Consider the following 22,494-nt stretch of genomic DNA (forward strand, 5'->3'; position numbering starts at 1 on the left):
GCAGCATACCCAACTGTCCCGTTTGCTGCGGCAGGTGGGCCCCACCGGCCCGCCGACAATCTGGAATCGAATAAACGCTGGTCGGAGCGCGTTTTCCGGACAATCGCATGCGTGCGCCAGCGAGTTGGTGGCATAGATCTCCGGGGGGTGGATAGCTATGCACCGGAGACCACGCGCGGTTCACCGAGCCCGAAGCCTGGTGCGTCCTCGGCGACCGCGCCATGGGCCACCGTCTCTACCACTGGAGGTTTCGTCATTTCCGCGCGACCGGCTCAGGAATTCGGAGACAACCCCGTAGAGGTTCGAGAAACCGGACACTACACAGAGGAATACGTCCCCAGCTTCGTGGAGAAGTGGGATTCTCTCATAGACTGGGAGAAGCGAGCGGAGAGCGAGGGAAATTTCTTCATCGACCTGTTGCGGAAGCGAGGCGTAAGGAGCGTCCTCGACGTCGCGACAGGTACCGGGTTCCACTCGGTACGGCTGTTGGAAGCCGGGTTCGAAACCGTGAGCGCGGACGGCAGCGCCGATATGCTGGCGATGGCGTTCGAAAACGGAATGAAGCACGGCGACCATATTCTGCGGGTCGTCCAAGCCGACTGGCGATGGCTCAACCGGGACGTTCACGGTGAGTACGACGCCATCGTCTGCCTCGGCAACTCCTTCACGCATCTCTTCTCGGAACGCGACCGGCGCAAGGCGCTGGCCGAGTTCTACGCGATGCTGAAGCACGACGGAATCCTCATCCTGGATCAGCGCAACTACGACGCGATCCTGGACCGCGGCTACTCCAGCAAGCACACGTACTACTACTGCGGCGAGGACGTCGCGGTGGAACCGGAATACATGGACGAGGGGCTGTGCCGCATGCGGTACCGCTTCCCGGACAGCTCGGTCTACCACCTCAACATGTTCCCGCTCCGCAAGGACTACACGCGGCGCCTCATGACCGAGGTCGGGTTCCAACGCGTCGAGACGTACGGTGACTTCCAGCACACCTACCGGGACGAACAACCGGACTTCTTCGTGCATGTCGCGGAGAAGGAATACCGAATGGAGGATCAGGAAGAAGGGGCCTACGGCGCTGCCGTGAACACGGCGCGGAGTTATTACAACTCCCCCGACGCCGACGCCTTTTATTCCTCTGTTTGGGGCGGCGAGGACATTCACGTCGGCATCTATGCCGACGCCCGGGAGCCCATCGCCGACGCCAGCCGCCGCACCGTCGAGCGCATGGCCTCCGGGCTGGAGCTCACCAAGGAGTCCCGCGTACTCGATCTGGGGTCCGGCTTCGGCGGCTCGGCCCGCTACCTCGCCGAGACGTTCGGCTGCACGGTGCAGGCCCTCAACCTCAGCGAGGTGGAGAACCAGCGGCACAAGGAGCTCAACGCGGCCCGCGGTCTCACCGACCGCATCGAGGTGGTGGACGGCTCCTTCGAGAGCGTGCCGTTCCCCGACTCCAGCGTGGACGTTGTCTGGTCGCAGGACGCGTTCTTGCACAGCGGGGACCGCATCCGGGTGCTGGAGGAGATCCGGCGTGTCCTCAAACCGGGCGGAAAGCTGGTCTTCACCGACCCGATGGCGGCCGACGGCACCGACCTGGGCGCCATCCAGCCCATCTTGGACCGCATCCATCTCGACGACATGGGCTCGCCCGGCTTCTACAAGCGGGAGCTCGGCCGCCTCGGCTTCACCCCGTCCGAGCACGAGGACTCGCGTGCGGGGTTCGAGGACCTGCGTGAGCAACTCGTCACGCACTACGGGCGGGTGCTGGAGGAGACCGAGCGGCAGGAAGCCGAAGGGCTCGCCGCGAAGGTCAGCAGCGACTATCTGAGCCAGATGAAGAAGGGGCTCACCCACTGGGTCGACGGCGGCGAGAAGCACCGTCTCACCTGGGGCATCTTCCGCTTCACCCTGACGAAGGGCTGAGGCTTCCGCAGGGCCGGCCCGACAGCGGGCCGTACGTCCTCCCCGGCGTGGGCCGGGGAGGACGTGCGGCCTGTCCGCCGGCCGGCGGACAAGGCTCACTCCACGTACGCGCAGTCCGTCACTGTGGAGTTCGGCTCCGTGGTGAAGTCCCGCGCGCCGGGTCGACCGGTCGGCGGCTGGTGCTGCCGGTCGAGTGCGTGGTGCTCCTCGTCCGGTGGGTCGGTGGGCGGTACGGACGGGCAGCCCCCGTCATGGTCGGCCGATGAGCTGGGCGCGAAGGACGGCGAACCGTCACGGGGCACGGCGTCGCCGGACCCGCCGTCCATCTCGCGCCAGCCGAAGGTGGGTTCCGGCTCCTCCTGCAGACCCAGGGTGACGGCGCCGCCCGTCACCACCAGCACCGCCCAGATCGCGCCGATCCACGTCCAACGTCGCCGCTGCGCTTTCAACTCCACTCCCCCGGCCGTGGTTCGACGGCCCCCGTGTCCCCGTGACCGACCCGCCGTAGTGTGCCACGCCACATCCGAACCGGCGTACGACTTCGCCGCCACCCGGCTGCTCGGCGCCGGAATCCGGCCGTAAGCTGACGGTCATGGCCTCTTCCGCACCCATGAACATCTGCGTCTTCTGCTCGGCCGCCGAGCTCGACAGCGTCTACACCGACGCGGCCCGCGAGTTCGCCGAACTGCTCGGCAAGCGCGGGCACAGCCTCGTGTGGGGCGGCTCGGACTCCGGGCTGATGAAGGTGGTGGCCGACGGTGTGCAGGAGGCGGGCGGCCGGCTCATCGGCATCTCGGTGGAGTTCCTGCGCGATGTCGCGCGGCCGAACGCCGACGAGATGATCATCACCGCCGACCTCGCCGAGCGCAAGGCGCTGATGCTGGACCGTGCCGACGCCGTCGTGGTCCTGGTGGGCGGCACCGGGACGCTGGACGAGGCGACCGAGATCCTGGAGCTGCGCAAGCACGGCATGCACGCCAAGCCGATCGTGGTGCTCAACACGGCGGGCTTCTACGACGGCCTTCGGCAGCAGATGGCCCGGATGGAGGCCGAGCGCTTTCTGCCCATCCCGCTGGCGGACCTGGTCACCTTCGCGGACGACGGCCCGCAGGCGCTGGAACTGCTGGGCGCCTGACCCCTGCGCGGCCCCGCCCGGCCCACGGCCAGGCGGGGCCGCCCATGGCCCGGCCGACCCCGACCAGCCGCGACCGGGCGGCCAGGGCCGCTCGGAGCCCTCAGGCCGCCGGGACCGCCCGCTCCGTCCGGTCGATCGTCGCCGAGCCGACCACCCGGGTGCCGTCGTACAGCACGATCGCCTGGCCCGGGGCGACTCCGCGCTCCGGCTCGGCGAAACGGACCCGCAGCTCACCATCGGTCAGCTGGGCCTCCACCGGTGTCTCGGCGCCGTGCGCGCGCAGCTGCGCCGTGTACCGCCGGGGGCCGTCGGCCGGGGGCTCGCCGCACCAGCGGGGCCGTACGGCGGTCAGCGCGGCGACGTCCAGGGAGGCGGCGGGGCCCACCGTGACCGTGTTGTCGACCGGCGAGATGTCCAGGACGTAGCGCGGCTTGCCGTCCGGGGCCGGGCGGCCCAGCCGCAGCCCCTTGCGCTGGCCGATCGTGAACCCGTACGCGCCCTCGTGGGTGCCCACCTTGGTGCCGGACTCGTCGACGACGTCGCCCTCGGCACGGCCCAGCCGGGAGGCGAGGAAGCCCTGGGTGTCGCCGTCGGCGATGAAGCAGATGTCGTGGCTGTCGGGCTTCTTGGCGACGGCCAGCCCCCGCCGCTCGGCCTCGGCCCGGATCTCTTCCTTGGTGGTGAGGGTGTCGCCCAGCGGGAACATCGCGTGGGCCAGCTGCTGCTCGTCCAGCACGCCGAGCACATAGCTCTGGTCCTTGGCCGCGTCACTCGCGCGGTGCAATTCCCGGCGGCCGTCCGCACGTGTCACGACGGTGGCGTAGTGGCCGGTGCACACGGCGTCGAAGCCCAGCGCGAGCGCCTTGTCCAGCAGCGCCGCGAACTTGATCTTCTCGTTGCAGCGCAGACAGGGATTGGGCGTACGACCTGCCTCGTACTCCGCGACGAAGTCCTCCACCACGTCCTCGCGGAAACGTTCGGCCAGGTCCCACACGTAGAAGGGGATGCCGATGACGTCGGCGGCGCGGCGTGCGTCGTTCGAGTCCTCGATGGTGCAGCAGCCGCGCGCACCCGTACGGAACGACTTAGGGTTGGCGGAAAGAGCCAGATGCACGCCCGTCACGTCGTGTCCGGCCTCGGCGGCCCGGGCTGCCGCGACAGCCGAGTCGACGCCGCCGGACATGGCGGCCAGGACACGCAGCGGGCGCGCGGAGGCTGTCCCCCGCGAGGATGCAGTAGTCATAGCGCCCTCCAGGGTAGACGGAACCACCCGGTGACCCGAACGCGTTAGGGAGCGCATGGGACAGGCGGCGGATGAAGGACGGACGGGCGGCCCGGCGGACGGCTCCGGGGACGGGCCCGCAGCCGGTGACGGCCGGGGCGCGGGCGACGGCGGGAGCCGGCCCGAGGAGACCGGGCCCGAGCGCGGTGTGGCCCGGCGCAGACTGCTGATCGCGAGCAGCACGGTGGTGGGCCTCGGCGTGCTCGGGGTGGCCACCCAGCAGGAGCTCAAGCGCTGGTGGTGGCGGATGCCGGGGAACGACAAGCCCCGGATGGAGGGCCAGGTCGACGACGCCCGCGCCCGGTGGGTGGCCGCCGCGGACGGGAACATGCGACGCGGGGACCGGCCCGCCGACTTCGGTATCGACCGGGTGGTCATCCACGTCACGCAGGGCAGTGCCGCGGCCGCCGTGAAGGTCTTCCGGGACCCGGCGCACCGGGCGGCGGCGCACTACATCGTCTGCCAGGACGGGCAGATCATCCAGATGATCCGCGAACTGGACGTGGCCTTCCACGCGGGGAACAAGGAGTACAACGAGCGCAGCGTCGGCATCGAGCACGAGGGCTGGATAGACCGTCCGCAGGATTTCACCGACACCATGTACCGCTCCTCCGCCAGGCTGACGGCCGGGATCTGTGCCCGCTACCGCTTCCCGGCCGACCGCCGGCACATCATCGGCCACCACGAGGTCCCTGGTGCCGACCACACGGACCCCGGCCGGCACTGGGACTGGGACAAGTATCTGCGGATGGTGCGCGCGGAGATGAGGACGAGGGTCAAGAGCACGCTGCCGGACAACTGACCGGCCGCCCGCGCCGCGGCCGGCTCAGCCCCCGGGGTCCCGCGCTGCGGCTAGCTCAGCCCCGCGGTCCTGGCCCGCTCGACGACCGGGCCGATCGCCTCCGCCAGCGCGTCCACGTCCGCCTTGGTGGAGGTGTGGCCGAGCGAGAAGCGGAGCGTGCCCCGGGCCAGGTCGGGTTCGGTGCCGGTGGCCAGCAGGACATGGCTGGGCTGGGCGACGCCCGCCGTGCAGGCCGAACCGGTCGAACACTCGATCCCCTGCGCGTCCAGGAGGAGCAGCAGCGAGTCCCCCTCGCAGCCGGGGAAGGAGAAGTGCGCATTGGCCGAAAGCCGTCCGTCCGGGTCGGGGTCGCCGTTGAGCACCGCGTCCGGTACGGCGGAGCGGACGGCCGCCACCAGGGCGTCCCGCAGTGCGCCCACCTCGCGGACGAAGTCGGCCCGCCGCTCGACGGAGACCCGTCCGGCCGTCGCGAACGCGGCGATGGCGGGGGTGTCCAGGGTGCCGGAGCGTACGTGCCGCTCCTGGCCGCCGCCGTGCAGCAGCGGTACGGGGGCGTGCTCGCGCCGCAGCAGCAGCGCGCCGACACCGTACGGGCCGCCGACCTTGTGCCCGGTGACGGCCATCGCGGCCAGTCCCGACTCCTCGAAGGACAGGTCGAGCTGGCCGAACGCCTGCACGGCGTCCGAGTGCAGCGGTACGTCGAATTCGGCGGCGACCTCGGCGAGTTCCGGCACCCGGGTGACGGTCCCGATCTCGTTGTTCGCCCACATCACGGTGGCCAGCGCCACGTCGGAGGGATCGCGTTCGACGGCCTCGCGCAGCGCCTCGGGGTGCACCCGGCCGTAACCGTCCACCGGCAGCCACTCCAGCCGGGCGCCCTCGTGCTCGGCCAGCCACTCGACGGCGTCCAGCACGGCGTGGTGCTCCACCGGGCTGGCCAGCACCCGGGTACGCCGCGCGTCCTGGTCCCGGCGCGCCCAGTACAGCCCCTTGACGGCGAGGTTGTCCGCCTCGGTCCCGCCCGCGGTGAAGACGACCTCGCTGGGTCGCGCGCCGAGCGAGGCCGCGAGCGACTCCCGGGCCTCCTCGACGGTGCGCCGGGCCCGCCGTCCGGCCCCGTGCAGGGAGGAGGCGTTGCCGACGACCGCGAGCTGTTCGGTCATCGTCCGCACCGCTTCGGGCCACATGGGCGTGGTGGCGGCGTGGTCGAGGTAGGCGGAGTGGGCGGTGTCAGCCATGGTTCCCCAATCCTACGGTTCCCCACGGGGCGCACGACCGGCGCGTAGCAGCGCACCCGGCCGACGGACCGCCCCTTCCCGCTCAGCCGCGGTTCTCCGCCTGGAACATCCAGCGCTCCTTCTCCAGTACGCCGGTGAGCTGGATGAAGACGTCCTCGGTGACCGGGTCGACCGGGCCGACGGCCTTCATCCGCTCGCGGGCCTTGGTGATGACGGCGCCGAGGGCCTCGACCATGAGGCGGACCGCGTCGTTGTCGGGCAGCCAGCCCTCCTTGACGGTGGCGATGGCGCTGCCGCCGGCGACGGTGCCGGCGCGGCCGTCGGGGCTGATGCCGAGCGCGGAGGCGCGCTCGGCCACGGTGTCGGAGTACTGGCGGGCGGTGTCGACCACCTCGTCGAGCTGGAGGTGGATGGAGCGGAAGCGCGGGCCGACCACGTTCCAGTGGATCTGCTTGGCGACCAGGGAGAGGTCGATGAGGTCCAACAGCGTGCCCTGCAGCGCCTCGGCGACGGTCTTGAGATCCGACTCGGGAAGCGTGCTCTTCACTGTGTAGGTCACGTGCGTCGCTTTCTCTCGGACAGTCTCGGTCACTTTCCCTACCAACGTAAGCACACCGGAGGAAAAGGGACGCCGAGGCGCCCGTGCCGGTCCTACGCGCGGGCCAATTGCCGGGACTGGGCCACCAGCCGGTCCGCGCTGTCCCACACCTCGGCGTCCTCCTCCAGGTAGCCGCCCGCCAGGTTGCGCGTGGTGATGGCCACCCGGAGCGGGCCGGGCGCGGGGCGGGCCCGCACATGGACGGTGAGTTCCACGGTGGGCACCCAGCCGGTGAGCCCCAGGTCGAAGCCGGTGGGCGGCAGCGCGTCCACCGCCATCAGCAGCGAGAGCGGGTCCGGGGCGCGGCCGTCGGCGAGTTCGAGCCAGGCCCGGATCTCTCCGCGCATGCTGGGCGCTCCCAGCGCCCAGCCGCAGGTGTCCGGGTCGAGCCGCAGATCCAGCCGCCGTCCCATCTCGGGGACGGCCGCGTCGCCGTCCGGGTGGTCGGTGGCGCGGAAGCACTGCTCACGGGGCGGCATGGCAGGCGGCTTGGCGCTGGTGCGTACGTCGTCCCGGAGCGCGCCGAGGTCGCCGTAGGTGGCCAGGACGCGGATGCGCTCGATCTCCCGGCCTCGGTCGTCGGTCTGGAAGAGTCCGGCCGAGGCGGTGGAGACGGTTCGGCCGCTGCGGGCCATCGAGGTACGGATGGTGGCCGGGCCCGCGACGGTGGCGGTCAGATAGTGGGCCGTGATGGTGAAGGGGTCCGGGTGCGGGAGCGCCTGGCGCAGCGCGCGGCCCAGCACGGCCAGCAGATATCCGCCGTTGAGGGCCTTGCCTATTGCCCAGCCCGGGGAGAGGAGCGCCTCGTGGACGCCGGACTCACGGGTGCGGACCGCGGTGTCGCGGTCGAACTCGCTGCTGCCGGTGCGGGCCGGCTCGGTGATCTGGGAAGGTGCGTCGGACATGTGTGGCACCGTACACCGGCTTTGTTACCCGTGGGTAGGTGCGTTGTCGGTGCCGCCGGCCGCCTCCGTGTCCGCCGTCGCGCTGCTGCGCTTCCACGCGCGAGGGGCCCGCCAGTTGTAGCGCAGGGCCAGCAGCCGCAGGACGAACGCCAGCAGCGCCGCACCCACCGCCGTCTCCGGGCGCACCGCGTCGAGGTGGATCAGCAGCGCCACGGCACTGGAGCCGACGATCGCCGGCACCGCGTAGATCTCCCGGTCCCAGCGCAGCAGCGAGGGCACCTCGTTGGCCAGAACGTCGCGCAGTACCCCGCCCCCGGCGGCCGTGGCCAGTCCCATCACGACCGAGGACGTCAGGCTCAGCCCGAACTCGTGGGCCTTGAGCGTGCCCGTCACACAGAACAGTCCCAGCCCGGCCGCGTCGAAGACGCTCACCGCCTTGTTGATCCGCTCCACCTCCGGGTGGAGGAAGAAGACCAGGACGGTGGCGACGAGCGGGGTGAGGAAGTAGCCGAGGTCGGTGAAGGCGGCCGGGGGCACGGCACCGATGACGACATCGCGGAACAGGCCGCCGCCGAGGCCGGTGACCTCCGCGAGGACGGCGATGCCGAAGACGTCGAAATTGCGGCGGACGGCCAGCAGGGCGCCGGAGACGGCGAAGACGAAGATGCCGGCGATGTCCAGCCAGTGTTGGAGCGGAGGACTGAAGAGGGTTTCCACCGCACCTTTGTATCCGGGGCGGGGGACGGGGCCGCAGGGGGCGCATCGGCCGGGCGGCGACAGGTCCGGAAGCTCTCCCGAGGGGCCGGGCGGGCCGGCCCCTCGGGAAGGGGTTCAGCTCTTGCTGACGTCGCTCTCCCGAAGCAGCTTGGTGTCGCCGGGCTCCTGGTCCGGGGCGTTCTCCGGATGGTGGCAGGCGACGTTGTGGCCCGCCGCCAGCGGGACCAGCGGGGGCTCCTTGGTGCGGCAGACCTCCGTGGCCTTCCAGCAGCGGGTGTGGAAGCGGCACCCGGACGGCGGGTTCATGGGCGAGGGCACATCGCCCTGCAGCAGGATCCGCTCCCGGCTGTCGGCCGCCTTGCGGCGGGGGTCCGGCACCGGGACCGCCGACAGCAGCGCCCGCGTGTACGGGTGCATGGGCGTGTCGTACAGCGACTTGCGGTCGGTCAGCTCCACGATCTTGCCCAGGTACATCACCGCGATCCGGTCCGAGACATGGCGGATGACCGACAGGTCGTGGGCGATGATCACATAGGTGAGGCCGAGCTCTTCCTGCAGATCGTCCAGGAGGTTGACGACCTGCGCCTGGATGGAGACGTCCAGCGCGGAGACCGGCTCGTCGGCCACCACCAGCTTCGGGCTTAGGGCCAGCGCGCGGGCGATGCCGATGCGCTGGCGCTGGCCGCCGGAGAACTCGTGCGGGTAGCGGTTGTAGTGCTCGGGGCTGAGCCCGACCACCTCCAGCAGCCGCTGGACCTCCTTCTTGACACCGCCCTCGGGCTGCACCCCCTGGAGCTTGAACGGCGCGCTGACGATGGCGCCGACCGTGTGCCGGGGGTTCAGCGAGGAGTACGGGTCCTGGAAGATCATCTGGACGTCGCGCCGCAGCGGACGCATCCCGCTGACACCCAGGTGGGTGATGTCCTTGCCCTCGAACTCGATGGCACCGGCGGTCGGTTCCAGGAGCCGGGTGATCAGGCGGCCCATCGTCGACTTGCCGCAGCCCGACTCGCCCACGACACCGAGGGTCTCGCCGGCGCGGACCTCGAAGTCGATGCCGTCGACCGCCAGCACAGCGCCCACCTGCCGCTTGAAGAGGCCCTTGGTGACGGGGAAGTGCTTCTTGAGGCCGCTGACCTTCAGCAGCGGCTCGCCCTCGCGCGGCTCTTCCTTCGTGCCCAGGCCGCCGCCCGGCGCGGTCGTGGAGCCGGCCGTCTGCTCGGAGCCCGGGGACTTCTCGGGTTTCGTCATCGGCTCGTCGTCCTCACTCACGGCGCTCACAGCTTCGGGGCAATCTCTTCGTTCCAGATCCGCTCCCTGTCCTCCTGCGCCATGTGACAGGCGGACAGGTGCCCGGGCTTGACCTCGCGCAGCTCGGGACGCGTGGTGCGGGTGATGTCGCCCTTGGGGACGTCCGCGTACGGGCAGCGCGGGTTGAAGGCGCAGCCGGAGGGGACGTTGATGAGGCTGGGCGGCGAGCCCTTGACCGGGATCAGACGGTCGGACCTGTCCCGGTCGATCCGCGGCATGGAGCCCAGCAGCCCCCAGGTGTAGGGGTGCTGCGGCTCGTAGAAGACCTGCTCGGCGGTGCCGTACTCGACGCAGCGTCCGCCGTACATCACCAGGATGTCGTCGGAGAGTTCGGCGACGACACCCAGGTCGTGGGTGATGATGATGACGGCCGAGCCGAACTCCTTCTGCAGATCCCGGATCAGGTCGAGGATCTGCGCCTGGACGGTCACATCGAGCGCCGTGGTGGGCTCGTCCGCGATCAGCAGCTCGGGGTTGTTGACCAGCGCCATGGCGATCATCGCGCGCTGGCGCATACCGCCGGAGAACTCGTGCGGGTAGCTGTCCACCCGCTTGCCCGGCTCGGGGATGCCGACCCGGTCGAGCAGTTCGACGGCACGCTTGCGGGCCTGCTTCTTGTCGACGTCGTGGTGGACGCGGTACGCCTCCACGATCTGGTGGCCGACGGTGAAGAAGGGGTGCAGCGCCGAGAGCGGGTCCTGGAAGATCATGGAGATCTCGCGGCCGCGCAGCTTGCGCACCGTCTCGGCGTCGGCGCTGAGCAGTTCCTGGCCGTCCAGCCAGATCTCGCCCGAGAGCCGGGGGCGCTGCCTGCCGTACTGGCCGACCGTGTGCAGGCCCATGATGCCGAGCGAGGTGACGGACTTGCCGGAGCCGGACTCACCGACGATGCCGAGGGTCTTGCCCTTCTCCAGCTTGAAGGAGAGGCCGTCGACGGACTTGACCATGCCGTCCTGCGTGGGGAAGTGCACCCGCAGGTCGCGTACCTCCAAGAAGGCCGTGGGCGGTCGCCTGTCCAGCTCCACCTCGCCGGGCGCGGTGCCGGTGCCGGTCAGGTCCGAGGCCTTGGCCGCGGCTGCCCCGGCGCCCGCGGCAGCCGCGTCGCGGGGGGCGTCGGCCTGCTCGGGAACCTTGGCCCCCGCCGTGCCGGTGCCGGGCTCGTCGTCCTTGTGGGACTTGTGTTCGTGGTCTGTCATCCCAGCCTCACTCGTGGGTCGATCACGCCGTACAGCAGGTCCACGATGAGATTCGCGATGACGACGGCGGTTGCGGTGATGAGGGTGACGCCCAGGATCAGCGGGAGGTCGCGGTCGGTGATCGCCTTGAGCACGGCCTGCCCGAGTCCGGGGATGCTGAAGGTGGTCTCGGTGAGGATCGCGCCGCCCATCAGGGCGCCGATGTCGATGCCGAGAAGCGTGAGGACGGGCGTCATGGTGGAGCGCATCGCGTGCTTGCCGATGACGACCGGTTCCTTGAGCCCCTTGGCACGGGCGGTCCGGATGTAGTCCTCACCCATCACCTCCAGCATGGTGGCCCGGGTGAGCCGGGCGTACATCGCGCCGAAGAGGAAGGCGAGGGTGATCCACGGCAGGATCATGCCGCTGAACCACTTGACCGGGTCGTCGCCGAACGGAGTGAAGGAGTTGCTCACCAGATCGAGCTGGTAGGCGAAGACCGCCAACGAGATCAGACCGGTGAAGTAGACGGGCAGCGAGACGCCGGCCAGGGCGCCGGTCATGGCCAGCCGGTCCCACAGGCTGCCCCGCTTCAGTGCGGAGAGCACACCGACGGTCAGGCCGATGAGCAGCCAGATCACGGCCGCGCCGAGCGCGAGGGAGAGCGTGACCGGGAGCCGGTCGGTCAGCACCGGCCAGATCTCCTGCTCGGTACGGAAGGAGTACCCGAAGCAGGGCGCCGAGCAGTGCGTGGTGTCGCCCCCGGAGGTGTAGTCCCGTCCGACGAGCAGCCCCTTGAAGAACTCGAAGAGCTGCACCAGGACCGGATCGTCCAGCTGGAGCTTCTCGCGGACGGCTTCGACGCTCTCCTTGTCGGCCTGCTTACCGACAAACATGGTGGCCGGGTCGATCCCCGTCCATTTGGGGATCAGGAAGAAGATGCAGAAGACCGCCAGGATGATGACGACCAGCATCACTGCGACGGCGAACAGCCGCCTGATGAGGTATGTGAGCACTGCTCTCCGGCCGCCCGTCGGCGGCCCGGGCCCACTCCCGGTCAGGGAGTGGGCTGCCGGGCCGCCGTAGCGGCCTTCACCTGCCCTTCGTGCCAGCGGCGGGTGGCGCCGTCAGATGGTGATGTCGGTGGCGAACGTCGAGGTCTCAGCGACCTCGGGGGTCACTTGACGCCGAGGGACGCGAAGTCGTACCAGCCGCTGAAGGAGTCGGCCGAGTAGACGTTGGTGAGCCGGTCCGAGCGCCACTGGACGACCTTCAGATAGGTCAGCGGCAGGTAGTAACCGCCCGCCATGACCTCCTTGTTGACCTCGCGGTACTTCTCGGCGGCCTTGTCCGGGTCGAGCTCGGCGATGGCGTCCTCAAGACCCTTGTCGATCTTCGGGTCGTCGATCAGCGCGTAGTTGTTGTTGCCGTTGTCGCGGATCTTGGAGCTGTGCCACAGCTCGATGCCGTAGCCCTGCCCGCTGGGGAAGTCCGGGCCCCAGCCGTAGAGGACCATGCCGTAGCCCTTGCGCTTGACCGTGGCCTGGTTACCGACGATCGAGGAACCCTGGGCACCGTCGAACTCGTCGATCTCGACCTTGATGCCGACCTTCTTGAGCGACGCCTGCAGGGCCTCGGCGGACTTCACGTCGGCCTTGTCGGTGTTGCGCACGGCGAGCGTGGTGGAGAAGCCGTTGGGCTTACCACACTTCTTGAGCTCTTCCTTGGCCTTGGCGACGTCGGCCTTTCCGCCGTTCTTGCGGATGCCGTACTGGTCGTCGTTGACATCGTGGCCCGGGACGGTGGGCGGCAGCATGTTGACGGCCAGCTCGCCACCGGCGGTCGGGCCGCCACGCGCCGTCTGCACCGACTTGTGGTCGGCGCCGTAGATGGCGGCCTTGCGGCAGTGGATGTTGTCGAACGGCTTCACGCTCTGCGGGAAGGCCACGTAGGAGATGAACCCGGTCTGCGGGTTGTCCACGTTGCCCTTGTGCTCCTTGAGAGCGGTCTGCCGGCCCTGGACCTCCATACCGCGCTGGTTGAGGTCGAGGTCGGCGTCACCGTTGATCAGGCGCTTGTCGCGCTCGTCGGGGTTGGTGAGCAGCGTGACCTTGATCTTGTCCGGCAGCGCCTTGCGCAGCGGGTCGCTGGTGCGCTCCCAGTGCTTGTTGCGCACCAGAAGCAGCGACTTGTTCGGGGTGTACGACTTGAACTTGTACGGACCCGAGGAGAAGGGGTGCAGCGTGTACTTGGACTTGGTGTCCTTGTCCTTGCGCACCGGCGAGTTGGTCGGCATGGCCAGCATCTGTTCGAAGTCACCGTTGGGCTTCGGCAGATGGAACTCGATGGTCTTCTTGTCCGGCGTCTTGATGCCGTCGAAGCCGCCGTCGTCCTCGTAGGGACCCTTCCACTTGCCCTTCGGGTCGAGGACGTCCTTGATGTAGGTGGGGCCGCCGGAGAGGGTCTTCTGCGCCCACTGGCGCTCGATCCCGTACTTGACGTCCTGGGAGGTGATCGGCTTGCCGTCCTCCCACTTCAGGCCGTCCTTCAGGGTGTACTTGTAGACCTTGCCGTTCTCGGATATCTGCGCGTTGTCCGTGGCCAGGTCCGGCTTCAGGTCCAGGCTCTTCTTGCCCGGCTTGGGCGAGTAGCTGACCAGCTGACGGCTGTAGTAGCGCGCGAAGTCGAAGACGAAGCCGTAGTACATCCGGGTGGTGTCCCAGGAGTCGGCGTCCTGGACACCGACGAACTTCAGCGTCCCGCCCTTTTTGTTCGAGGCGTTGGCGACCTTGTTGACGCCCGCGTTGTACTCGCCGCCGCCCTCACTGTCGCTGTCGCCCCCGCCGCAGGCCGTGGTGGCCAGCAGCGTGGCGGCGGCGACGGCCGAAAGCGCGGCCAATCGGCGCCTCGATGTGCGTAGGGTTGTCACGTCTCGCAACCTCCGTGGTAGGTCACGGCCCGCACGGGCTGGGCGGGGCCGGGGTCTGGGATGGGGGATCAACGGGTGCCCTTCGGATCCAGTGCGTCGCGTACGCCGTCACCGAAGAGGTTGAAGGCGAGCACCGTGATGAAGATGGCGACGCCGGGAATGATCATGTACATCGGGTCGGACTCGTAGAACGACACGGCGTCCGAGAGCATCGATCCCCACGAGGCGGTCGGCGGCTTGACGCCCACCCCGAGGAAGCTGAGCGCCGCCTCGGTGAGGATGTTGGTCGGGATCATCAGCGTCATGTAGACGGTGATCGGCGCGACCAGGTTGGGCAGCAGCTCCTTGCCGATGATGTAGCCGCGCCCCGCGCCCAGGCTGCGGGCCGCCTCGATGTACTCCCGCTCGCGCAGCGAGAGCACCTGGCCGCGCACGATGCGGCCGATGTAGGGCCAGCCGAAGAAGCCGATGACCAGGATCATCACCAGCAGTCGCACGCCCGTGCCGGTCAGACCGAACAGGTCGTTCGGCATGACGGAGATCAGGGAGATGATGAACAGCAGCTGCGGGAAGGCCAGCAGCATGTCCATCACGCGGCTGATGAGCGCGTCCAGCCAGCCGCCGAAGTATCCGGCGAGCGTGCCCAGGATGGTGCCGAAGATGACGGCGACGAAGGCCGAGAGGAAGCCGACGAGGATCGAGACACGCGCCCCGTAGACGATCCGGGTGAGGATGTCGCGGCCACTGACCGGCTCCACACCCAGCAGATGATCGGCGGACATGCCGCCCAGTGCGCCCTTGGGGGTGCTGAAGAGCGGGTCGATCAGGTCTTCGTGCCGCTCGTTCGGCGACTGACCGGTCAGCGCCGCGATCACCGGCGCGAAGATCGCGACCAGGACGAGCAGCAACACGATCGTGCCACCGATCAGCGCCACCTTGTCACGCTTGAGCCGCTCCCAGGCGATCCGGCCGAGTGAGCGGCCCTCGATCGCCTTCTCGGCCTTGTTGAGGGCCGGCTCCACGACCGCGGTTTCCGCGGCCGTTTCCTCGTGCAGTGGTGCCGTCATCGTGTTGGGGACCCCTTCTCGACCGGCAGTTGACCAGTCCACGCACACCGCTGTAGCGGTCAAAGTTTCTGAAGACGTTCGCAAGCCGTTCCGGCGGGAGGCCGGACTGCGGCCTCCTGGTGGCTTATGGCTCGGGAGTCTTCATCGCGCTCACGATCAGTCGCCAGACCTCCCGGGGAAAGGATGCGCAACTGTGATGTGACGCGTCATGTTCCGTTATGCGGACGGATGTTGACGTTGAGCGGTGTGAGACCCGCAGTTTTGTCCTGATCTGGACCGTCTGCGGCGTCGAAAAAATGACCGGATTCCGGCCCCGGATCAGAAGGGGCGGGGGTAGCCGTAACCGAAGCCCGGAGCCGGCGCCCGGGACGCGTCGTAACCGGCCGGAGCGTGCGCGTCCCGGTCGAAGAAGGGCCGGGACTGGCTGCGCATCCACATCGCCACGGGGTCGTAGTCGTCCGCCATGGCGACGCTGGAGACGGGCAGCCCGTCCGGCACCGCGGCCACCGACTGGGCCATCATCTGCCGCGCGGCCTCGACCGACGCCGGACCGTTGTCGTACAGGTCCAGCCCCACGGTGAGATACGGGACGCCCAGCGCGGGCCGCACCCAGGCGCGGCGCAGCGAACGGACGACGGGCGTCCGGTGCGCGTTCTGCGTCAGCAGCGCATAGAACTGCGGGATCTGAAGGGTCGGCTCACTGATCCGCAGGGGCCCGGCGGGGAGTTGGTCGAGGCCCACCGCGATCCGCCGCAGGTCCAGCCACGGGATGCCGACGCCACCGCCCGGAGCGTGCGGATTCAGCCAGATTCCCCAACGATCGGGGAAGAGCGCCGCGGCGATGTCGCGACCGCCGACGACCTCGTGCGCACGGTTCCAACCGGAGGCCGCCAGCTCCTGGGCCGAGGTCACACAGGGCGCGTAGCCGTACCCGGCCACCTCCATGTTGCCGTACTGCGCGTCGGGGGAGCCGGCCTGGCCGTTCCACAGCAGCATCCACACCTGGCTGCCCGCCAGCGCCTGGAGCAGGGCCTCATAGTTCTCGTAGGTGCCGTACGCGCCGGGCGACACCCGCCGCAGGAGCTGTTCGACGCTTCCACCCGCGCTCACCTGGGCCGCCCTTCCACCACTGCCGCCGTTCCTGCCCGACTCGTCGCCCCACACCACTATCCAACCAGCTTAAGAGGGGGCCGGGACATCGGTACTCGTACTCGGTTCGGGTCCGCTCCCGGGACCGGATCGGCCCCGCGCGCCGCCGGGTACCGACTCCGCGCCGGCCCCTGGCCGTGCTCAGGCCGGGGTCTCCCTGGTGTAGAAGGGACGGACACACTGCCGCATCCAGTCCACCACCGGGTCCTCGGCCGCATCGAGCAGCACCATCTGGAGCGGCCAGCGCACCTGCGCCACGTGCAGCGCCCTGCCGAGCGCATCGTGCGCCGCCTGCCGGGACTCGGGGTCCAGCAGATCCAGCTCCACCCCGATGAACAGCGCGGGCGGGTCACCCTCCGTACTGGCGAGCCCCCGCCGGGCCGTCCGTACGGCCGGGAGCGCCGCGAACTCGGCCGAGGCGGCGGCGAGGAAGGAGAGCGGGTCGTCCTGCCAGTCCGGCTCGAACAGCCGTACCCGCGCCCCACGTGCGACTCCGGCCGCTGCCTGCTCGTTCGGGGTGTTGGCGCACAGCTCCGCGACGGCCTCGGCGGGCAGCGGCACCCCCACCGTCCCCTCCGGGTTGACCGCGATGCCCACTCCCGGCGGCAGCCCCCGAGCGAACTGTCTGGCCGGAGCGATGGTGAAGGACATGTGCGAGCCGACGACGTGCAGGAACTGCTCCTGCGAGCTGAAGACCGGCACATAGACAGCGCCGTCCAACTCGATGGTGGGCAGGTCCAGTTCGCGGCTCTCCCGGCTGCCCCCCTCCGGGAGCGGCACCCACACGCTGCTGCGACCCAGCACCTCCAGCAGCCGGGCGCCCGCGTGCGGCACCTGGAGCGAGGCGGCCAGGGCTTCCTCCAGCTCGTTGCCGGGCCAGCCGCCCCCGTGCCCGGGCCCGAAGTGCTGCGGCTGCTGCGGCTGGGGCTGCGAGGGAACTGTCATACAGGCAAGCCTATCCATGCTCCGCGCGCACGGTCCCGCGAGGGAGGGATGGCTCCCGTCCCTCGGACGAGGCGGAGGAACACGTCCGGCGACGCTCCGGTTGCATCCCTGATGCATCGCCCGAAAAGTGGTTTCCGTCCCACTACGTGCCATTCGGCACGCTCATTGGAGGAGAGCACATGCGCGTGAACAGAATCACCGCCACCGCCGTCACCGTCTCCCTGGCCGGCTCGCTCGCCATCGGCGCGGCGGGCGCGGCCTCCTCCGCGGCGTCCTCGCTGCCCGCGGATCACGCCTCGGGGCACCGGTCCGGCGTCCATCAACCCGCCGACCACGACACCGGTGCGGGGCAGGGCAAGCCGGATCCGACGGGAGACAACGACGCGCAGGGGCAGAAGCCCGCGCAGCAGCCCAAGCCCGCCCAGCCGCAGAAGCCGGAACAGGGCAAGCCGCAAAAGCCCGGTCAGCAGCAGGACGACCCGCTGGAGCAGCAGAAGCCCACCACCGAACAGAAGCCCGCCCAGCAGCAGAAGCCGAAGCAGCCGCAGAAGCCCTCGGCCTCCAAGCCCGACCCGTCGAAGCCCGAGCAGCAGAAGCCCGCGAAGCCGGGCAAGCCTGGCCAGACCGAGCAGTCGAAGCCCGGCAAGCCCGCCAAGCCCGGGCAGACCGAGCAGCAGAAGCCCGCGAAGCCCGCCAAGCCGGGCAAGCCTGCCGGTCAGCAGCCCGCGCAGGGGCAGACTCCCGGCAAGCAGGAACAGGAGCAGCAGCTGCTGCCGCAGAAGCTGACTCCCGGGCAGCAGTCCTGAAGGCCGCTCACCCGGGGAGCGGGCCGCTGATCCCGGTCACTCCCTGAGCCCGGCCACAGCTGCTCCCGTCGGTGGTCCCGTCGTCCCTTCCGGGCGGCGGGACCACCGCCGCCCGCGGTCCGGCCCTGGCCGACGGCACGGCCGCGGGCACCACCGGAGCGGGCGGCGCTGCGGTAGGCGGCGGCGCCGCAGCGGGTGCGGGCACCGGCCGCAGATGGGCCGAGACCGCCATGGGCACGCCCGCCGGCAGCGACTCGAAGCGCACGGCCCGCAGTGCCTGGGCCGCGCTCCGGTCCAGCAGCACCGAGGAGACGCAGCCGGCCGGCAGCCGCCCCGTCACGGCGGCGGTCCGCAGCCTGCCCACGGCACGCAGATGACGGCGGAAGGCGTAGCCGGACACCCGCCTGCCCCGCGCGGTCTGCCCGGCCAGCGCGTCCTCGGGGGCGACGTCGAGCAGCAGCAGATGGAGCGACCGGCCCCGGCGTACCGCGTCCCGGGCCAGCCAGCGGCGCACCCAGCTCTGCGTGCCGCAGTCGTGCACCACGACGGCGGCCCCGGAACCGAGCGCGGCGCGCAGCCTGGCGTAGTGGGCGAGCCGTACCAGCGGCCGGTAGACGCCGTACGGCAGCCAGCGCGGCATCCGGCGCTCCCAGCGCTCCCGGGCGTCCTGGGAGTCGATGCGGACGACGTCGGAACCCCCGGGAACGGCGCTTCTCATCAGGGTGGACTTGCCGCCCCCGGGCAGCCCGGAGACGACCACCACGTCCCCCGACCGGTAGCGCAGCGTGCGCTCGGTGGCGGTCCGGCGCAGGTCGTGGCGGACCACGGGGCGGGCGGTGGGACCCGCCCGCGCACCCCTCGGCATCGCGTCTGCACGGCACAGGCTGCCCAATGGATCTCCCCTCCCGAGGTGACGGCTCGGCCGCCACCCCCCAAGTATGTAAAGAAAAGGTAATGTGATTCAAGGTGGACGGCTTCCGCACAGGGGCAGCCACGGCCCGCTCACCCGTGCGATGATGTGCGCACTCAACTCCATACCGGCCGTTCGAACCCGCGCGGGAGAGTCCCCGGCAAGCGGCAGCAGCAACCGCACTCCGGGGCGCCGAAGGAGCAAGATCCTCCCTTGAATCTCTCAGGCCCCGTTACCGCGCAGGCTAGGCAGATCTGAAAAGCGGACCGTCACGCTCACGCCCCGGTGTGGGCCGACGGTTCCACCCAAGGTGCAAGCCGCGCTCCAGCCGTTCGGGAGCTGTCGGCGAACCTCTCAGGTTCCGATGACAGATGGGGAGGACATCCACGTCATACCCCTTGTGGGGATTCATCGGGACTCTGGGAGCCTGCATGACCGAGCCACCGGCCAACCGTAAGACCGCGCTGGACGCCACGCACCGCGCGCTGGGCGCCACCATGACCGACTTCGCGGGCTGGGACATGCCGCTGCGCTACGGCAGCGAGCGCGAGGAGCATCTGGCCGTCCGCTCGGCCGCCGGCCTCTTCGACCTCTCCCATATGGGTGAGATCACCGTCACCGGACCGCAGGCGGGCGCGCTGCTCGACTACGCGCTGGTGGGCAATCTGTCCAAGCTGGCCGTCGGCCGCGCCCGCTACACGATGATCTGCGACGAGAACGGCGGCATCCTCGACGACCTGATCGTCTACCGGCTGGGCCAGCAGGACGAGCCGGAATACCTGGTCGTCGCCAACGCGGCCAACGCGCAGACCGTGCTGGACGCACTGGTCGAACGCCAGGACGGCTTCGGCGCCGAGGTGCGGGACGACCGGGACAAGTACGCGCTCATCGCCGTCCAGGGCCCGGCCGCCGCGGGCATCCTCAAGCAGTTGACCGGCTTCGACGTGGACGGGCTGCGCTACTACGCGGGCGAGCGCGACATCGTGGCGGACAAGCCCGCGCTCATCGCCCGTACGGGGTACACCGGTGAGGACGGTTTCGAGCTGTTCGTCTCCCCCGACGACGCCGTCGCCGTCTGGGAAGCGCTGATGGCGGCGGGCAAGGACGCCGAGCTGGTGCCGTGCGGGCTCAGCTGCCGCGACACGCTCCGGCTGGAGGCGGGCATGCCGCTGTACGGGCACGAGCTGTCCACCGCGCTGACCCCGTTCGACGCCGGCCTGGGGCGGATCGTGAAGTTCGAGAAGTCGACCAACGAGGGCCGCTTCGTGGGACGGGACGCGCTGGCCACGGCCGCCGAACGCGCCCGGACCGCGCCGCCGCGCAAGCTGGTCGGGCTGATCGCCGAGGGGCGCCGGGTGCCGCGCGCCGGCTACCCCGTGGTCGCCGACGGCCAGGTTGTGGGCGAAGTCACCTCCGGAGCGCCCTCGCCGACGCTGGGCAAGCCGATCGCCATGGCGTACGTGGACGCGGCCCACGCGGAGCCCGGGACGAAGGGGGTCGCGGTCGACATCCGGGGCTCCCACGAGCCCTACGAGGTCGTGGCGTTGCCCTTCTACAAGAGGCACTGAGCCGCGCGAGGCACACAGGCGCCGAAGGACCGCACCACCGGCGGGCCGGGTCACCGCACCGGGCTGAGCGCCGCGCGTCGGTGGGTCCGCGTTCGGGCTCCCCGTTCCACCTGCCAAGACCGTTTTCACTGCACCTTTCGCATCCGGGAGAATCAGACTCATGAGCAACCCCCAGCAGCTCCGCTACAGCAAGGAGCACGAGTGGCTGTCCGACGTCGAGGACGGCGTCGCGACGGTCGGTATCACCGAGCACGCCGCCAACGCGCTCGGTGATGTGGTTTTCGTCCAGCTCCCCGAGGTGGGCGACACCGTCACCGCGGGCGAGACCTGTGGCGAGCTGGAGTCCACCAAGTCCGTCAGCGACCTCTACTCCCCCGCCTCCGGCGAGATCACCGAGATCAACCAGGACGTGGTGGACGACCCGGCGCTGGTGAACTCCGCTCCGTTCGAGGGCGGCTGGCTGTTCAAGGTGAAGATCTCCGAGGTGCCGGACGACCTGCTCTCGGCCGACGAGTACGCCGCATTCGCCTCAGGCAGCTGAGGCGCCCGCCTCGGGTGACCGAGGTACGCCTCGGTCACCCGAGGCAGCTTGCCCACCCCGCCGCCACTGACAGGGACGGTTCTTCCATGTCGCTTCTGAACGGTTCTCTTCACGAGGTCGACCCCGACGTCGCCGCCGCCGTCGACGCCGAACTCCACCGCCAGCAGTCCACCCTCGAGATGATCGCCTCGGAGAACTTCGCTCCGGTCGCCTCCATGGAGGCCCAGGGCTCGGTCCTCACCAACAAGTACGCCGAGGGCTACCCCGGCCGCCGCTACTACGGCGGCTGCGAGTACGTCGACGTGGTCGAGACCCTGGCCAGGGACCGCGTCAAGGCGCTGTTCGACGCCGAGGCCGCGAACGTGCAGCCGCACTCCGGCGCCCAGGCGAACGCCGCCGCGATGTTCGCGCTGCTCAAGCCCGGCGACACCATCCTTGGGCTGGATCTGGCCCACGGTGGGCACCTCACCCACGGCATGAAGATCAACTTCTCCGGCAAGCTCTACAACGTCGTCGCCTACAAGGTCGACGACGAGACCAGCCGGGTGGACATGGAGGAGGTCGCGCGGCTGGCCAAGGAGCACCGCCCGCAGCTGATCATCGCGGGCTGGTCCGCCTACCCCCGCCAGCTGGACTTCGCCGCCTTCCGCCGGATCGCCGACGAGGTCGGCGCCTACCTGATGGTGGACATGGCGCACTTCGCCGGCCTGGTCGCCGCCGGGCTGCACCCCAGCCCGGTGCCGCACGCGGACGTGGTCACGACCACCACGCACAAGACCCTCGGCGGCCCGCGCGGCGGTGTGATCCTGTCGAAGAAGGAACACGCCAAGAAGATCAACTCGGCGGTCTTCCCCGGCCAGCAGGGCGGCCCGCTGGAGCATGTGATCGCCGCCAAGGCCGTCGCCTTCAAGGTCGCGGCCAGCGACGACTTCAAGGACCGGCAGCAGCGCACCCTCTCCGGCGCCCGCATCCTCGCCGAGCGCCTGCTGCGGCAGGACACGGTGGACGCCGGGGTCTCCGTGCTGTCCGGCGGCACCGACGTCCACCTGGTCCTGGTCGACCTGCGCAACAGCGAACTGGACGGGCAGCAGGCCGAGGACCGGCTCCACGACATCGGCATCACCGTCAACCGCAACGCCGTCCCCAACGACCCGCGGCCCCCGATGGTGACCTCCGGCCTGCGCATCGGCACGCCCGCGCTGGCCACCCGGGGCTTCCAGGACGAGGACTTCACCGAGGTCGCCGACATCATCGCCGAGGCCCTGCTGCCCGGCTTCGACGACACCAAGGGCAAGGCCCTCGCCGCACGGGTCACCGCCCTCGCGGAAAAGCACCCCCTCTACCCCACACTGGGTAAGTAGGACAGCTCCCGCCCTGTCGGAGGGGCCCACCCGGTCCCTCCGGCCCGGGCCCCTCCGGCAGGGCGGGCAATCGAGCCCCGCGCCGTAGCGCGCCCCACACAGACATCGCACTCGCGCCCGCAAGGG

The 22,494-nt window shown here is 70.0% G+C and carries 20 protein-coding genes, 1 pseudogene and 1 riboswitch; of the genes and pseudogenes, 7 read left to right on the forward strand and 14 right to left on the reverse strand.

The features are described from left to right. Window positions 1–255 precede the first annotated feature (255 nt). Window positions 256–1,929: a glycine/sarcosine N-methyltransferase gene (locus JW613_RS31405; protein ID WP_435853297.1), complete on the forward strand. Its 1,674-nt coding sequence runs from the start codon at window positions 256–258 to the stop codon at window positions 1,927–1,929. 95 nt (window positions 1,930–2,024) lie between these two features. Here JW613_RS31405 and JW613_RS31410 read toward each other — a convergent pair whose 3' ends face one another. Next, window positions 2,025–2,384: a hypothetical protein gene (locus JW613_RS31410; protein ID WP_209214262.1), complete on the reverse strand. Its 360-nt coding sequence runs from the start codon at window positions 2,382–2,384 to the stop codon at window positions 2,025–2,027. A gap of 155 nt (window positions 2,385–2,539) precedes the next feature. On the opposite strand from JW613_RS31410, the gene JW613_RS31415 reads away from it, so the two are divergent. Further along, window positions 2,540–3,064 carry an LOG family protein gene (locus tag JW613_RS31415; RefSeq protein ID WP_209214309.1) on the forward strand — a complete coding sequence of 175 codons (525 nt, stop codon included), beginning with the start codon at window positions 2,540–2,542 and terminating at the stop codon, window positions 3,062–3,064. Between the two features lie 100 nt (window positions 3,065–3,164). Here the strand turns inward: JW613_RS31415 and mnmA are convergent, their stop codons facing one another. Continuing rightward, the gene (gene mnmA / locus JW613_RS31420) at window positions 3,165–4,307 is read right to left on the reverse strand and encodes a tRNA 2-thiouridine(34) synthase MnmA (protein WP_209214263.1); all 1,143 of its coding nucleotides are present in this window, start codon (window positions 4,305–4,307) and stop codon (window positions 3,165–3,167) included. A 55-nt stretch (window positions 4,308–4,362) separates the two neighbouring features. On the opposite strand from mnmA, the gene JW613_RS31425 reads away from it, so the two are divergent. Then, entirely contained in the window at window positions 4,363–5,148 is a 786-nt protein-coding gene (locus JW613_RS31425; protein ID WP_209214264.1) for an N-acetylmuramoyl-L-alanine amidase, read from the forward strand. 50 nt (window positions 5,149–5,198) lie between these two features. Here the strand turns inward: JW613_RS31425 and JW613_RS31430 are convergent, their stop codons facing one another. The 11 genes from JW613_RS31430 to JW613_RS31480 all read right to left on the reverse strand — a co-directional run bounded on the left by JW613_RS31430 (window position 5,199) and on the right by JW613_RS31480 (window position 17,182). After that, window positions 5,199–6,386 (reverse strand): cysteine desulfurase family protein, encoded by a 1,188-nt coding sequence (locus JW613_RS31430; protein ID WP_209214265.1) that lies wholly within the window; start codon window positions 6,384–6,386, stop codon window positions 5,199–5,201. Window positions 6,387–6,468: 82 nt separating this feature from the next. Then, window positions 6,469–6,945, reverse strand: a complete 477-nt coding sequence (locus tag JW613_RS31435) for a Dps family protein (protein ID WP_099884454.1) — start codon at window positions 6,943–6,945, stop codon at window positions 6,469–6,471. 92 nt (window positions 6,946–7,037) lie between these two features. Further along, a complete protein-coding gene (locus tag JW613_RS31440) occupies window positions 7,038–7,889 on the reverse strand; it encodes a thioesterase family protein (protein WP_209214266.1) in 852 nt (283 codons plus the stop codon). A gap of 24 nt (window positions 7,890–7,913) precedes the next feature. Continuing rightward, complete coding sequence (locus tag JW613_RS31445; protein WP_209214267.1) at window positions 7,914–8,606, reverse strand: trimeric intracellular cation channel family protein; 693 nt, start codon at window positions 8,604–8,606, stop codon at window positions 7,914–7,916. A gap of 114 nt (window positions 8,607–8,720) precedes the next feature. Beyond that, window positions 8,721–9,887: an ABC transporter ATP-binding protein gene (locus JW613_RS31450; protein WP_307842522.1), complete on the reverse strand. Its 1,167-nt coding sequence runs from the start codon at window positions 9,885–9,887 to the stop codon at window positions 8,721–8,723. Then, window positions 9,884–11,113 (reverse strand): ABC transporter ATP-binding protein, encoded by a 1,230-nt coding sequence (locus JW613_RS31455; RefSeq protein ID WP_245226602.1) that lies wholly within the window; start codon window positions 11,111–11,113, stop codon window positions 9,884–9,886. Before JW613_RS31455 ends, JW613_RS31450 begins: the two co-directional genes overlap by 4 nt. After that, window positions 11,110–12,108, reverse strand: a complete 999-nt coding sequence (locus tag JW613_RS31460; protein ID WP_099884449.1) for an ABC transporter permease — start codon at window positions 12,106–12,108, stop codon at window positions 11,110–11,112. The genes JW613_RS31455 and JW613_RS31460 overlap by 4 nt, the downstream gene beginning before the upstream one ends. A 161-nt stretch (window positions 12,109–12,269) precedes the next feature. Then, on the reverse strand, window positions 12,270–14,021 hold the full coding sequence (locus JW613_RS31465) for an ABC transporter substrate-binding protein (RefSeq protein ID WP_209214268.1): 1,752 nt from the start codon (window positions 14,019–14,021) through the stop codon (window positions 12,270–12,272). A 68-nt stretch (window positions 14,022–14,089) separates the two neighbouring features. Next, window positions 14,090–15,088, reverse strand: a complete 999-nt coding sequence (locus tag JW613_RS31470) for an ABC transporter permease (RefSeq protein ID WP_099884446.1) — start codon at window positions 15,086–15,088, stop codon at window positions 14,090–14,092. A 318-nt stretch (window positions 15,089–15,406) separates the two neighbouring features. Next, complete coding sequence (locus JW613_RS31475) at window positions 15,407–16,198, reverse strand: enhanced serine sensitivity protein SseB C-terminal domain-containing protein (RefSeq protein WP_099884444.1); 792 nt, start codon at window positions 16,196–16,198, stop codon at window positions 15,407–15,409. Window positions 16,199–16,378: 180 nt separating this feature from the next. Next, on the reverse strand, window positions 16,379–17,182 hold the full coding sequence (locus tag JW613_RS31480; RefSeq protein WP_209214269.1) for an enhanced serine sensitivity protein SseB C-terminal domain-containing protein: 804 nt from the start codon (window positions 17,180–17,182) through the stop codon (window positions 16,379–16,381). A gap of 179 nt (window positions 17,183–17,361) precedes the next feature. Here JW613_RS31480 and JW613_RS31485 point away from each other — a divergent pair, with 179 nt between their 5' ends. Further along, window positions 17,362–17,988 carry a proline-rich domain-containing protein gene (locus tag JW613_RS31485; protein WP_209214270.1) on the forward strand — a complete coding sequence of 209 codons (627 nt, stop codon included), beginning with the start codon at window positions 17,362–17,364 and terminating at the stop codon, window positions 17,986–17,988. 256 nt (window positions 17,989–18,244) lie between these two features. On the opposite strand, the pseudogene JW613_RS31490 reads toward JW613_RS31485, so the two are convergent. Beyond that, a pseudogene (locus JW613_RS31490) lies at window positions 18,245–18,853 on the reverse strand (AAA family ATPase); the annotation flags it as partial. Window positions 18,854–19,034: 181 nt separating this feature from the next. Then, a riboswitch (glycine riboswitch) is annotated at window positions 19,035–19,146 on the forward strand. 183 nt (window positions 19,147–19,329) lie between these two features. Here JW613_RS31490 and gcvT point away from each other — a divergent pair. From gcvT to glyA, 3 genes are all read left to right on the forward strand, one after another. Beyond that, window positions 19,330–20,466, forward strand: coding sequence for a glycine cleavage system aminomethyltransferase GcvT (gcvT, locus tag JW613_RS31495; RefSeq protein WP_209214271.1), 1,137 nt, complete (start codon window positions 19,330–19,332; stop codon window positions 20,464–20,466). Window positions 20,467–20,626: 160 nt separating this feature from the next. Further along, window positions 20,627–21,007, forward strand: a complete 381-nt coding sequence (gene gcvH / locus JW613_RS31500; RefSeq protein ID WP_209214272.1) for a glycine cleavage system protein GcvH — start codon at window positions 20,627–20,629, stop codon at window positions 21,005–21,007. An 86-nt stretch (window positions 21,008–21,093) separates the two neighbouring features. Next, window positions 21,094–22,368 carry a serine hydroxymethyltransferase gene (gene glyA / locus JW613_RS31505; protein WP_209214273.1) on the forward strand — a complete coding sequence of 425 codons (1,275 nt, stop codon included), beginning with the start codon at window positions 21,094–21,096 and terminating at the stop codon, window positions 22,366–22,368. Window positions 22,369–22,494: the final 126 nt, after the last annotated feature.

This window comes from Streptomyces smyrnaeus (assembly GCF_017676345.1).
In the GTDB taxonomy this organism is placed as follows: domain Bacteria; phylum Actinomycetota; class Actinomycetes; order Streptomycetales; family Streptomycetaceae; genus Streptomyces; species Streptomyces smyrnaeus.

What these genes read in the sequence shown, in the direction of transcription:
- JW613_RS31415 (WP_209214309.1), top strand. Translation starts at nt 2,540, where the DNA reads ATGAACATCTGCGTCTTCTGCTCGGCCGCCGAGCTCGACAGCGTCTAC.
- mnmA (WP_209214263.1), bottom strand. Translation starts at nt 4,307, where the DNA reads ATGACTACTGCATCCTCGCGGGGGACAGCCTCCGCGCGCCCGCTGCGT.
- JW613_RS31425 (WP_209214264.1), top strand. Translation starts at nt 4,363, where the DNA reads ATGGGACAGGCGGCGGATGAAGGACGGACGGGCGGCCCGGCGGACGGC.
- JW613_RS31430 (WP_209214265.1), bottom strand. Translation starts at nt 6,386, where the DNA reads ATGGCTGACACCGCCCACTCCGCCTACCTCGACCACGCCGCCACCACG.
- JW613_RS31440 (WP_209214266.1), bottom strand. Translation starts at nt 7,889, where the DNA reads ATGTCCGACGCACCTTCCCAGATCACCGAGCCGGCCCGCACCGGCAGC.
- JW613_RS31455 (WP_245226602.1), bottom strand. Translation starts at nt 11,113, where the DNA reads ATGACAGACCACGAACACAAGTCCCACAAGGACGACGAGCCCGGCACC.
- JW613_RS31470 (WP_099884446.1), bottom strand. Translation starts at nt 15,088, where the DNA reads ATGACGGCACCACTGCACGAGGAAACGGCCGCGGAAACCGCGGTCGTG.
- JW613_RS31480 (WP_209214269.1), bottom strand. Translation starts at nt 17,182, where the DNA reads ATGACAGTTCCCTCGCAGCCCCAGCCGCAGCAGCCGCAGCACTTCGGG.
- JW613_RS31485 (WP_209214270.1), top strand. Translation starts at nt 17,362, where the DNA reads ATGCGCGTGAACAGAATCACCGCCACCGCCGTCACCGTCTCCCTGGCC.
- gcvT (WP_209214271.1), top strand. Translation starts at nt 19,330, where the DNA reads ATGACCGAGCCACCGGCCAACCGTAAGACCGCGCTGGACGCCACGCAC.
- gcvH (WP_209214272.1), top strand. Translation starts at nt 20,627, where the DNA reads ATGAGCAACCCCCAGCAGCTCCGCTACAGCAAGGAGCACGAGTGGCTG.
- glyA (WP_209214273.1), top strand. Translation starts at nt 21,094, where the DNA reads ATGTCGCTTCTGAACGGTTCTCTTCACGAGGTCGACCCCGACGTCGCC.